The sequence below is a fragment of the Idiomarina loihiensis genome, assembly GCF_024584785.1.
Classification (GTDB): Bacteria; Pseudomonadota; Gammaproteobacteria; order Enterobacterales; family Alteromonadaceae; genus Pseudidiomarina; species Pseudidiomarina fusca.
Genome location: NZ_CP074112.1, coordinates 2,124,720 through 2,137,221, shown reverse-complemented (window position 1 = coordinate 2,137,221; position 12,502 = coordinate 2,124,720). Strand labels below are relative to the sequence as shown.

The following is a 12,502-nucleotide window of genomic DNA, read 5'->3' as shown; positions in this document are numbered from 1 at the left end:
ACAATGATATTCTTTAAGGGTTTCATTTTGTCGAGGAAGGTTCATGAGTCTAAAAGGCTTTTGGCGCAGCCTGTTGCACTGGCCAGTGCGTTGGTTAACACGCTTTGAGATTATTGTTGATGAGTCGGTACAAGGGCTAAAGGGCAGCGACCACGTGGTGTATGTGATGCGCAGTGTGTCCAATGCCGACTTATTGGTGGCCCAACGAGCGTTGCGTGCAGCGGGCTTACCTGACCCTACCCAGCCGTTATTGTTAAACGGTAACGAGTATGCGCGGGTCATGTATTTAGATCAGACCGACCAGCATAGTGCCCAACAGGCGATTAAAGATTTCGAACAGTTGCTTAATGCCCATCAACAGGATCGAAGCTTGGCGGTTTCCTTGGTGCCAGTGGGCTTATTTTGGGGGCGCCAAGCCGGTCAGGAGCGACGGCAGGGGCGCACCATGATTGCAGATGTGGATAACCCAGGACATTGGCGTAAATTTTGGCTGGTGCTGTTCTCGGGTCGGCATATTCTGGTGCGTGGCAGTCGGCCGGTGCAATTGCAAGAGATGGCCGAACAGCGCGGTAGTACCAAGCATCTAGCGCATAAGCTGGCGCGGGTGGCACGAGTGCATTTTGTCCGGATGCGCCACGCAGTTGCAGGGCCGAAGATGACGGAACGGGCGGTGGTGATTCAAGACCTCCTGGATACGCCAGCGTTACGCCAAGCCATCGCTGATGAGGCGAAGAGCAAAAAGCAAACCGAAGCACAAGCGCGTAAGACTGCTGAAAAATACTTGCATGAAATAGCTGCTAACTATAACGATACCTTAGTGCGTCTTTTAGACCGCTTTATGACCTGGTGTTGGAGTCGTATTTATAACGGGATCCATGTGGATGGCGGCGAGCGTATTCGCGAGCTAGCGCAAGCCGGGCATGAGGTGATCTATGTGCCGTGTCACCGCTCGCACATGGATTATCTGCTGTTAAGTTATGTTATTTATAAAGAAGGTTTAGTACCGCCGCACATTGCTGCGGGGGTGAACTTAGACTTTTTCCCGGCGGGTCCTATTTTCCGTCGGGGCGGTGCTTTTTTTATCCGCCGTAGCTTCAAAGGCAACAAACTCTACTCGACGGTGTTTCGTGAATACTTAAACCGCCTGTTCCAAAAGGGTTACCCAGTAGAATATTTTACCGAGGGTGGACGCAGCAGAACCGGACGTTTGTTACACCCTAAAACAGGTATGGTTGCGATGACCATTCAAGGCATGTTACGTGGGCAACAGCGCCCGATATCCTTGGTGCCTGTGTACTTAGGATACGAGCATGTCATGGAAGTGGGTACTTACTTAAAAGAGCTTAAAGGTAAGTCCAAAGAGAAAGAATCCGTATGGCAGGTGCTGAGTAGTTTGCGTCATTTACGTAATTTTGGCCAAGGCTATGTCTCCTTTGGCGACCCTATTAACCTTGGTGATACCTTAGATAAATTGCAGCCGAACTGGCGTGAATCTATTACGTTGGGTGCCGAGGAGCCATCGCGGCCCCAATGGTTAACCCCAACCGTAAATGTGTTGGCTGATGAAATCATGTGTCGAATCAATAATGCGGCGGCGTTGAATAGCATTAACTTGTCGGCGCTAGCCATTCTCAGCTCTGAGCACCATGCGTTAACTCGTGAAGAACTGATTGGCCAACTGGACTTATACACAGATATTTTGCGCCATGTGCCTTACAGTAAGGATGCCTATATTCCAGACCAAACGGGTGCTGAATTGTGGGAACTTGCGAAACGACACGATAAGTTTGTGGTAGAAGCCGATACCATGGGGGAATTGATTCGGCTAGACGGTACCACGGCCATCGCCATGACCTATTACCGTAATAATATCATCCACATGGTGATCGTGCCTGCAATCGTGGCCGCCTATGCGATGGGGCATAAAAAGTTTGGTATCGCGGGCTTGCAGGCCTTAATAAAACAACTGCAGCCCCTATTGCGCGATGAACTCTTTTTGAGTCATCCAGAACAAGATATCGAGCTTTGGGTAGCCGCATTATTAGAACATTACGTACAGATTGGTTTGTTAACCAACGAGCAAGACTGTGTTTATGGCGTACCTGCACGTGATTCGCAGCGTTATTTCCAATTGGTACTCTTGGCCCGCAGCGCCAGTGAAACCTTGCAGCGCTATGCTATTGTGTTGGAGCTATTACAGCAAGCGCAGCCAATAAGTCGTAGCGATTTAGAGCAGCATGCAGTGACGCTGGCGGAACGTTTGAGTGCCATTCATGGGGTTAATGCGCCAGAGTTCTTTGATCGAAAAGTACTGACAACCTTGGTTGCGACCATTAAGCGTGAGGGTTACATCAGCGTTAATACCGACGGCATGTTGTTGGCTGATGCGCGGGTAGGCTTGTTCAGTGATGCAATCGATGTGTTGTTAGAACCTACTGTGCTGCAAACCATTAGGCAATCGGTGCAACAACTGTTGATGCAGGCGGATACCTCCACCAGCGAGTAAAAAAATGCGCAAGCTCGGTGCAGACCGGGCTTGCGCTAGCTTAGCTTGAACCTAAAAACTTAAAACCAGTACTCGAGCGCGACCGCCAGCGTAAGGATCCAGCCTACATGATTGTTGTGTAAAAAGGCCTTAAAACAGGCATCAGGCTCGCGCCACCAAATCATCTTTTGCTGCCATAAAAACAGTATTGCCACGATACTTAACCCCAGCCAATAGGCTAATCCATAAGCTAGTTCAATGCCTAGCCACAGTAGTAGCAGCAGGGTAATCACTTGCAGGCTAAAAATCGCCAGCTTATCAAAGCCAGCAAACAAAATAGCTGTAGATTTCACCCCAATCTTTAAATCATCAGGTCTGTCCGCCATGGCGTACTCGGTATCGTAGGCAACCGTCCAAGCGATATTGGCGAAAAACAGCAGCCAAGCCACCAAGGGTAAGCCTTGCTCCAACGCGGTAAAGGGCATCAGCACGCCAAAACTGAAGGCAATGCCCAGCACTACTTGGGGCAGCTGGGTAAAACGTTTACAGAAGGGATAGAGAGTAGCTACGGCAACAGCAGCGATACTTAGTAAAATAGTCGCTAAATTAAATTGCAAAACTATCAGTAGGGCAATGAGTAACAAGCCAACAAACAAAACGAGCGCCTGCCAAGGCTTGATAGCCCCCGTTGCTAGCGGTCGTTGTTTAGTACGAGTGACATGAGCATCTATGTGGCGATCAGCGTAATCATTAATGACACAGCCAGCCGAACGCATCACAAACACACCCAGCATAAATAACACCACCACTTTTAACGGAGGGTTTCCGTTACCAGCAATGAACAAAGCGATTAACGTAGGCCAACCTAACAATAGGGTGCCAATGGGGCGGTCAGCACGCATCAGCTGCCAGCTTGCCCGCGCCAACGAACGCATGTTGGTCATGTTAACTTCCCCTTGATGAACTAGCAGATAACGCCAACTGAGCTGGTATGGAAGCGCCAATAAACACTTCTGCTACCAGCACTTGTTGTTGTGCTGCAGTAAAGCAACTGCGGCGTCCCCATAACTGTTGGCGAGCAAAACCGAGTTGTTGATTGAGGTCACTGACTACCGAGTTATCGGCAAAGCAGCAGACCTCAATCGCGCTGCGCTGCAGATCCGGTTGGGCAAACAGATGCGCCCCTAAGGGTTTATCGCCAAGCTGGCCTAGTTGTAACTGCTTGGTATCCATGGCGCTGGCAGGAAAAACACTACGCGCAAACACCCAAGGCTGGCCATCGCAGCACAACAGCACCTCACGGATAATCGCATGTTCGCCGGTTAGATGGGTGCCCAGCCAAGTGGCTTCATCGGCACGAATGATACCTGGTTGCTGGCCGATAACGATAACCTGAAAATCACTGCTATGCTGTTTGAGTTTGGCGGTAAGGGATTGCGGGTCTTGTAACCAACTATCGAGCTCAGCATGCTGGCTTAGGTGTTGGGCCTCGGCCTTGCACCAGTTCGCTTGTTGCGCCACCCCAATCACCGGAAAGTTAACCCCATTGGGAAGTAAAAACCCCATATTAAAACCTTATTTGGTGCTGAAACGGCTTAGCCACTGGATCAGTGCACCAACCACTAAGCCACTGACTAAACCTGCGGTGTGGGCGGTGTTAGCAACATTCACCCAAAGTAAGTCGGTGTAGCCTAACAGCAGCCAAGCCAACATAAAGATGATTAATCCACGGGGTAGAAAGAGCGGGTGGCGAGGACGATTCCATGCAACCACCACGGCTAGGCCAAAAAGACCATAAACCACACCCGATAAACCGCCAAAATACGGGCCACTTACCATAAACTGTGCAGTGTTAGAGACCAGCGCTACGCAAACGTAGGTTAAAATCAGCCATTTTGAGCCATAATAGCGCTCAAAACGGCCGCCTAAATACCACCACCAAAACACATTAAACAAAATATGCATGGCACTAAAGTGCAACAAAGCCGGGGTTAACAAGCGCCAAGGTTGAGCCCATGGTAGTTGCTCAAACGAATCGGGATTATAGAGCAAGGCGTATAATATCGGCTCTTGCAGCGCATCGAGTTGTAGCCCTGCAAAGACCAGCACTACTAACAGTGCATACCCCGCAGTAAACCAACCACTTTGTTGCAACAGTTGCTTGAGCAAACTAGGGGTGGCATGACTGCTTGCGGACGCAGGCGTGTGCGCCGGTTCGGCTTGATCGAGTAACTCGGGATGGTGCTTGAGCTCTTGCAACAGCGCCTTCGCATGCGCACTGTAACTCGCCACGGTAAGCCATAACTCTAACTGGCTACCATGTTCGCTGACGGTGACTGGAACGCCGCGCTGGCTTAAGAACCGGTAGGTTTTGGCCATTAACTCAGCATCTTCAGTACTCATCAGCTTTTGCATTTAACCGCGCTCCATAGCCTCAGGATATTGTTGGCCCCACGCCGTCATGCCACCATCAAGGCTACTGACGAGCTCAATGCCTTGGCCAGCCAAATACTGGGCGGCACCTTGACTACTGTTACCATGGTAACAAACCACGACCACCTGTTGCTCGTCATCTAACTGCTGCAAAAACTCATTGAGGCTGGCATCGGTTAAATGCACAGCCCCTGGGATATGGCCCATGGCGAATGAACGCGCATCGCGAATATCGGCGAATGCCGTGTTGCCCTGCTGCCATAGTTGGTGCGCGGTAGCACAGTTGATACGCGTAAATTCTGCCATAGTAAGCTTAACTCCAATCTAAAATGACTTTACCGGATTGACCTGAAGTCATGATATCAAAACCTTGCTGGAAGTCAGCAACCGGCAAACTATGGGTTAGAATAGGTGATAAATCTAGCCCTGATTGCAGTAAGCTGGCCATTTTGTACCAGGTTTCAAACATTTCGCGGCCGTAAATGCCTTTAATAACTAAGCCTTTGAAAATGACTTGGTTCCAATCGATAGCAACGCTTTGTGGTGGGATCCCGAGCATGGCGATTTTGCCACCATGGTTCATGGTTTCTAGCATTTGTGAAAATGCCGAAGGCACCCCTGACATTTCAAGACCTACGTCAAAGCCTTCTTTCATGCCTAGTTCTTGCATCACATCGCGCAAATTTTCTTTGCTGACGTCAACGGCACGAGTTGCGCCCATTTGCTTCGCTAGATCTAACCGGTACTGGTTGACATCGGTGATCACCACGTGGCGAGCCCCAACATGGCGGGCAACGGCCGCGGCCATAATACCAATGGGGCCTGCTCCAGTAATAAGCACGTCTTCGCCGACTAAATCAAAAGCAAGTGCGGTGTGGACAGCATTACCAAAAGGGTCGAAGATAGCCGCTAAATCATCGCTGATATCGTCGGGTAATTTAAAGGCATTCTCGGCTGGAATCACCAAGTATTCAGCAAAAGCACCCGAACGGTTAACGCCAACGCCTACGGTATTGCGGCATAAATGCCGACGCCCGGCACGGCAGTTACGGCAGTAGCCACAGGTGATATGGCCTTCGCCCGATACGCGGTCACCTTTGGTAAAACCACGCACGCCATCACCCATGGCTTCAACGACACCAACGTATTCATGGCCAACCACCATAGGTACTGGAATGGTTTTTTGTGACCACTCGTCCCATTTGTAAATGTGTACGTCAGTACCGCAAATAGCGGTTTTCTTGATCCGAATAAGGAGATCGTTGTAACCGTATTCAGGTTGTTCAACCTCGGTCATCCAAATGCCGGGTTCTGCATGTAATTTAGCGAGCGCTTTCATGGGCAACACTCCTTAAATAATTCCGAGGTCTTTACCAATACGGGTAAAGGCATCAATAGCACGGTCAAGCTGCTCACGACTATGGGCAGCATTCATTTGCGTACGAATACGAGCTTTACCACGCGGCACCACAGGGAATGAGAAACCGACCACATAGATACCTTCTTTAAGCATCCGGTCAGCCATTTCTGAGGCCAGGCGCGCATCACCAATCATCACTGGAATAATGGCATGATCTGCACCGCTTAAAGTAAAGCCAGCGGCAGTCATTTGCTCACGGAAGTAGTTAGCATTATCCCAAAGTTTCTGGCGTCGCTCATGGCCTTGCTCAAGCATCTCAAGTACGCGGATAGAGGCTTGCACAATCGCAGGTGCCACTGAGTTGGAGAACAGATAAGGACGCGAGCGCTGACGCAACCAATCAATCACTGGCTTTTTACCTGAGGTGTAACCACCTGAAGCGCCACCCAATGCTTTACCGAGGGTGCCGGTAATAATATCAACGCGGCCCATGACCTCGCAGTACTCGTGAGTACCTTTACCGTTAGCACCTAAAAAACCTGTGGCATGACAGTCGTCCATCATCACCAGGGCGCCATATTCATCGGCTAAATCACAAATGCCCTTAAGGTTGGCAATCACGCCATCCATTGAGAACACACCATCGGTGGCTACCAGAATGTTACGAGCGCCGTCGGCTTTTGCTTGTTTTAGTTGAGTTTCAAGGTCGGCCATATCGTTATTTTTGTAACGATAGCGCTTCGCCTTGCTCAATCTAATTCCATCAATAATCGAGGCATGATTAAGCTCGTCACTGATGATGGCATCTTCGGGGCCCATGAGGGTCTCAAATAAGCCGCCATTGGCATCAAAGCATGATGAATAAAGAATGGTATCTTCGGTACCTAAGAACTCACTCAATTTAGCTTCTAATTGCTTGTGAATGTTTTGGGTACCACAGATAAAACGTACTGATGCGGTACCAAAGCCGTGTTCATCTAGACCTTGCTTTGCTGCCGCAATCAGTTCAGAATTATTGGCCAAACCAAGGTAGTTATTGGCGCAGAAGTTAAGTACGGACTCGCCGTTACCTACTTCGATTTCAGCGTCTTGGTCGCCTAAAATGATGCGTTCGTTTTTGTACAAGCCTTCGTTTTCAAGCTCCACGAGCTGGGCTTCAAGCTGTTGATAAAAATCGTTCTTCATGTAATTCTCCGTGGTTCGGACTGATTCATGGATTTATGTTGCATAGTTTACCTGATCTACAGGGGGCTGCGCATCCTCATTTATGCAACGGGAGATAATTGATGCATAAACGCGCTATTTACCCAGGCACCTTCGATCCTATTACGAACGGCCATGCGGATCTGATTGAGCGGGCAGCAAATTTATTCAGTGAAGTGATTGTAGGCGTTGCCAACAGTCCTAGCAAAAAGCCGATGTTCTCATTAGCAGAACGAGTAGCTCTGGTACAGCAAGTCACAGAGAATTTGAACAACGTTACGGTTGTTGGCTTTAGTGGTTTGTTGGTTGATTTTGCTAAAGAGCAGGGCGCCACTGTACTTATTCGCGGGTTACGTGCGGTTTCAGATTTTGAGTATGAATTTCAGTTAGCCAATATGAATCGCCGGCTGTTTCCGGGCCTAGAAAGTGTCTTTTTGACGCCCGCTGAAGAGAATTCCTTTATCTCTTCAACGTTAGTGAAAGAAGTCGCTATTCATCATGGCGATGTCCGCCAGTTTACTGATAGCCGTGTCGCAGCCGCTTTAGAACAGCAAGTGAAACTGCGCGATCAGGCAACCAATCAGAATTAACTAGATGAATCATCGTTAAGGCTCTAGTGAGCCTTAACGCTCGATAAGCTCCAACTGAACAGCTTAAAACGCAACATCCACGAATACCCAGAGCAATAGTAGCGGGCACACGACCCGTAAGTGCCAGAACAGCAAACGATACTTCAACTGCTGTTGGGCAAGTTCACGTAAGCGATTGCTGCGCTGCCATAACCAACCCAACACAATAAAATAAAACAGCCCAGACAGCGGCAATTGGAACTGAGTAACATAGGTCACCACCCAGTTGAAGAGTGGTTCAAACCAAATCACCAAAGCACTACCGATGACGGCTATCAGCGCAGCAATAATCCAAGCTGCTTGGCGTCGTGACAGCTGGTGTTGCTCGATGGCATAGGCAATGGGCACTTCCGCAGTTGCAATCGTTGAGGTCAGCGCAGCAATACTGAGTAGCGCAAAAAAGGCAAAGCCTAGCCAAGCTCCGGCCGTACCTAATTGAGCAAACAATTGCGGCAAGATTTGAAAGATCAACTGGCCTTCTCCAATCAGTTGGTCGCCCTCTGCAACGCTGAGCCCTTGTGCCATAGCGACATATAACGCAGGAATGATCAGCAACCCGGCTAGAAACGCAATCAGTGTATCCAGCCCCGCCACCCCAAAGACTAACTTGCCGATACGGGTGTCTTTAGGCAGGTAACTCCCATAGATCATCATGCCGCCCAAGCCGATCGACAACGAGAAAAACGCTTGTCCCATCGCTGCGACAATCAGCCCCGGTTGTTGTAATGCGGATAAATCAGGAATTAAGTAGGCCGCTAAACCAGTGCTAGCACCCGGCAACGTAAGAATGTAGGCAATGAGACTCAGTAGTAATAGCACTAACACCGGCATTAAACGCCGTGACCAGCGTTCGATACCTTGTTGCACGCCCTTAATGACAATCCCAAAAGTAAGACTAATAAAGGCAAACATCAGCACCAAGTCGCGACTATGACTACCGGTTTGCAGCCACTGGCTTAGTTGGTCTAGGTTGAGCGCAAGAGCGAGCGACGCTAACCCCTGCGCCAACATCCAAGCGGCGACTAAATGGTAAAAACTCAGCATCAAGATGGCGCCACCGACATTCAGGTAGCCCATACCGGCACCGGCCGCAGCACCCACTCCAGCGGGGCGTTGTGCCAAGCTGCGTAAGGCTTGCACGGGGTTGGCCTGAGCCGCATGGCCCAATGAGATTTCGGTATAAAGTGCTGGAATAGCGAGAATTAATACCACTAACAAATAGACCAACAAGAACGCGCCGCCGCCATGATTAGCCACTTGGGTTGGAAAGCCCCAAATATTGCCAAGCCCTACGGCAGAACCCGCGGCTGCAAGAATAAAGCCTATTCTGGTATTAAAAGCATCACGTATCATAATCACAACTATAGGTTGGCAAGTTGGCACTCTAGCGCCACTTAGGAATTAAAAAGTTAGCAAAAACTCAGCCATTCTAGCCCCTATGACATAGGTTAGACTATTATTTTTGAGCATTTCGGGTTAAAATCTCGCCCCACGAATTGTCGTTAATTTAAGCTAAACTAAACCCGCAGGAGTTCAGCCCATGACTGATCTGGATTTAAGCCAATATGGCATCACAGACGTCAGTGAAATCGTACACAACCCTTCGTACGATGTTTTGTTCGAAGAGGAAACGCGCGATGACCTTCATGGTTACGAAAAAGGAACCGTCACTACACTAGGCGCAGTTGCCGTTGATACTGGTATTTTTACCGGTCGCTCGCCGAAAGATAAATACATCGTTCGTGACGAAACAACCAAGGATACGTTGTGGTGGGCTGATCAAGGCAAAAACGACAACAAAGCTATTTCACCAGAAATCTGGGCCGATTTAAAGCAGACCGTAACCACTCAGTTATCAGGTAAGCGTCTGTTTGTAGTAGATACTTTCTGCGGAGCTAACGAAGACACCCGTTTAGCGGTGCGTTTTATCACAGAAGTTGCTTGGCAAGCCCATTTTGTAAAAAACATGTTCATTCGCCCAAGCGCAGAAGAACTAGCTAGCTTCAAGCCAGATTTTGTGGTGATGAACGGTGCTAAATGTATCAATGCGAAGTGGCAAGAGCACGGTTTGAATTCTGAAAACTTCGTGGCTTTCAATTTAACTGAACGTATTCAGTTAATTGGTGGTACTTGGTACGGCGGCGAAATGAAGAAAGGTATGTTCTCGATGATGAACTACTTTTTACCATTAAAAGGTATCGCTTCGATGCACTGTTCAGCCAACGTGGGTGAAGCCGGTGATGTGGCGATCTTCTTCGGCTTGTCAGGTACCGGTAAAACCACCTTATCGACGGACCCGAAACGTCAGTTAATCGGTGATGATGAGCATGGCTGGGATGACGATGGCGTGTTCAATTTTGAAGGCGGCTGCTACGCGAAAACCATCAATCTGTCTGAAGAAGCTGAGCCAGATATCTATCGTGCTATTCGACGCGATGCATTGTTAGAAAACGTCACTGTTTTAGCGGATGGTACCGTTGACTTTAATGATGGCTCAAAAACTGAGAATACTCGGGTTTCTTATCCAATTCATCACATCGATAACATCGTTAAGCCAGTGTCTAAAGCTGGTCACGCGAAGAAAGTTATCTTTTTGACCGCTGACGCGTTTGGCGTACTACCGCCAGTGTCTAAGCTGAGCAAAAAGCAAACTGAGTATTACTTCTTGTCAGGCTTTACCGCTAAATTAGCGGGAACTGAGCGTGGCATCACTGAGCCGACCCCAACTTTCTCTAGTTGTTTTGGCGCAGCCTTCTTGTCGTTGCACCCAACTCAATATGCTGAAGTTTTGGTCAAGCGTATGGAAGCTGCCGGCGCAGAAGCCTACTTAGTCAATACTGGCTGGAATGGCACTGGTAAGCGTATTTCTATCAAAGCGACCCGCGCTATTATTGATGCTATCTTGGATGGCAGCATTGAAGATGCTGAATTTGTGCAATTGCCATACTTTAACCTAGCCATGCCAACGGCATTAGCTGGGGTTGAAGACAGCAATATTTTAGATCCGCGTCACACCTATAGCGACGTGATTGAATGGGATTTAAAAGCGAAAGATTTGGCACAGCGTTTTGTCGCGAACTTTGAGAAGTTTACTGATAACGCAGAAGGCCAAGCCTTGGTTGCTGCTGGCCCGCAGCTATAACATGTAAGCCAGTGCCTATAGCTGGCTTAAACGTAAAACAACTCAGCTTGTCTTTGGTATGAGACCTGTCTTACCGAGACAAGCTGAGCTTTTAAATAAACAGCTTCCTTTGCTCTGTCTGGTTAAACCTCATAGCCTTAATAACTACTACTTACCACGCAATTACGGCCACCATGCTTAGCTTTATAAAGGGCATTATCAGCATGCTGAATAAGTTCTACTGCAAGCGCAGAAGTTGATTTACCCGAAGCCGCCGCGAGTTCTGGGGTAAGTACTGCGGTACCTAGACTTAAGGTTAGATTAAGTTGTAGGTTAGTAAAACTATGATTACCTACATTGACACGGATGCGTTCGGCCAGCTCAGCCACTTCTTTACTGTTGGTTTGGGGACAGATAATCAAGAATTCTTCACCGCCCCAACGCCCCAGAATATCTGCTTCGCGCACGTTATTACGCAACAGCTTAGCTAGCTCAATCAACGCTTGATCACCCACCAGATGACCAAATTCATCATTAATTAATTTAAACAAATCGGCGTCAATCATGATCACTGCCAGCGGTTGCTGTTGGCGTTTTGCTTGCGATACTAAGTGCCCTAACATGTGATCTAGGTGCGAGCGATTATAAAGCTCAGTAAGCCTATCGGTAGTGGCCAACAAAGTGAGTTGTTTATTTTTATCTTCAAGAATGATTTGGGCCGCCGCCCGGGTGCGTTCATGATGACGGATGGTCATCACCAAAAAAGTGGTCGCTAAAGTGATACTAAAAAGGCTGGCCAAGTTAAATGAGTACTCTGACCATTCAGGTGCACGCCATAGTAAAAAGCCTATCACGTAACTGAAAAACAAAAGATTGATATAAATAGCCTGGCGCCCACCAAGCAAAAAGAAAGACAGCGATGGCACAATCGTCAGCCAGTAATAAGAATAGTTGCGGCCTTCAGCTACATGCAAGTAGACCAACATAAAGCTAATGATCAAACCTACCGTAAGCTGCCCAGCTAAACGAATATTAAGCGTACTTTTGGTATAGCGTTGAACTGCGGTAACCAAAACTGCTGCCACTAAGTCCACCAGTGCCATATCGAACAGCAATAGCACTAAACTGTTTAGGAGCACAAAAAAGACAAAATAAACCTGTAAAAAGGCAAGCACAGCTTGTAATAGCTGTACTTGCCGATACCGTAAATCTTCAGGTTCAAACTGATGCGGAATCACCCACCAACTAAGGTAACTTTTGATTGCATCCAT

The 12,502-nt window shown here is 48.4% G+C and carries 11 protein-coding genes; 3 read left to right on the top strand and 8 right to left on the bottom strand.

The genetic code is table 11. The features are described 5' to 3' along the window. Positions 1-43: 43 nt before the first annotated feature. Positions 44-2,506, top strand: coding sequence for a glycerol-3-phosphate 1-O-acyltransferase PlsB (plsB, locus tag KGF88_RS10190; protein ID WP_153827029.1), 2,463 nt, complete (start codon positions 44-46; stop codon positions 2,504-2,506). Positions 2,507-2,565: 59 nt separating this feature from the next. Here the strand turns inward: plsB and ubiA are convergent, their stop codons facing one another. From ubiA to KGF88_RS10160, 6 genes are read right to left on the bottom strand one after another with little or no spacing between them, the layout of a single operon-like run. Next, on the bottom strand, positions 2,566-3,429 hold the full coding sequence (gene ubiA, locus KGF88_RS10185) for a 4-hydroxybenzoate octaprenyltransferase (protein WP_375152913.1): 864 nt from the start codon (positions 3,427-3,429) through the stop codon (positions 2,566-2,568). Position 3,430: 1 nt separating this feature from the next. Beyond that, positions 3,431-4,051, bottom strand: a complete 621-nt coding sequence (locus tag KGF88_RS10180; protein WP_110076648.1) for a chorismate--pyruvate lyase family protein — start codon at positions 4,049-4,051, stop codon at positions 3,431-3,433. Positions 4,052-4,060: 9 nt separating this feature from the next. Beyond that, positions 4,061-4,900, bottom strand: coding sequence for a rhomboid family intramembrane serine protease (locus KGF88_RS10175; RefSeq protein ID WP_153827028.1), 840 nt, complete (start codon positions 4,898-4,900; stop codon positions 4,061-4,063). Continuing rightward, positions 4,901-5,224, bottom strand: coding sequence for a thiosulfate sulfurtransferase GlpE (glpE, locus tag KGF88_RS10170; RefSeq protein ID WP_110076646.1), 324 nt, complete (start codon positions 5,222-5,224; stop codon positions 4,901-4,903). 7 nt (positions 5,225-5,231) lie between these two features. Next, a complete protein-coding gene (gene tdh / locus KGF88_RS10165; RefSeq protein WP_153827027.1) occupies positions 5,232-6,257 on the bottom strand; it encodes an L-threonine 3-dehydrogenase in 1,026 nt (341 codons plus the stop codon). 12 nt (positions 6,258-6,269) lie between these two features. Further along, entirely contained in the window at positions 6,270-7,463 is a 1,194-nt protein-coding gene (locus KGF88_RS10160; RefSeq protein WP_110076644.1) for a glycine C-acetyltransferase, read from the bottom strand. Between the two features lie 101 nt (positions 7,464-7,564). Between KGF88_RS10160 and coaD the strand changes: the two genes are divergently transcribed. After that, positions 7,565-8,071: a pantetheine-phosphate adenylyltransferase gene (coaD, locus tag KGF88_RS10155; protein WP_153827026.1), complete on the top strand. Its 507-nt coding sequence runs from the start codon at positions 7,565-7,567 to the stop codon at positions 8,069-8,071. A gap of 63 nt (positions 8,072-8,134) precedes the next feature. Here coaD and KGF88_RS10150 read toward each other — a convergent pair whose 3' ends face one another. Then, entirely contained in the window at positions 8,135-9,469 is a 1,335-nt protein-coding gene (locus KGF88_RS10150; RefSeq protein ID WP_257119924.1) for a sodium-dependent transporter, read from the bottom strand. Between the two features lie 181 nt (positions 9,470-9,650). Here KGF88_RS10150 and pckA point away from each other — a divergent pair, with 181 nt between their 5' ends. Further along, complete coding sequence (gene pckA, locus KGF88_RS10145; protein ID WP_153827024.1) at positions 9,651-11,252, top strand: phosphoenolpyruvate carboxykinase (ATP); 1,602 nt, start codon at positions 9,651-9,653, stop codon at positions 11,250-11,252. A 137-nt stretch (positions 11,253-11,389) separates the two neighbouring features. Here pckA and KGF88_RS10140 read toward each other — a convergent pair whose 3' ends face one another. After that, complete coding sequence (locus tag KGF88_RS10140; protein ID WP_153827023.1) at positions 11,390-12,502, bottom strand: GGDEF domain-containing protein; 1,113 nt, start codon at positions 12,500-12,502, stop codon at positions 11,390-11,392.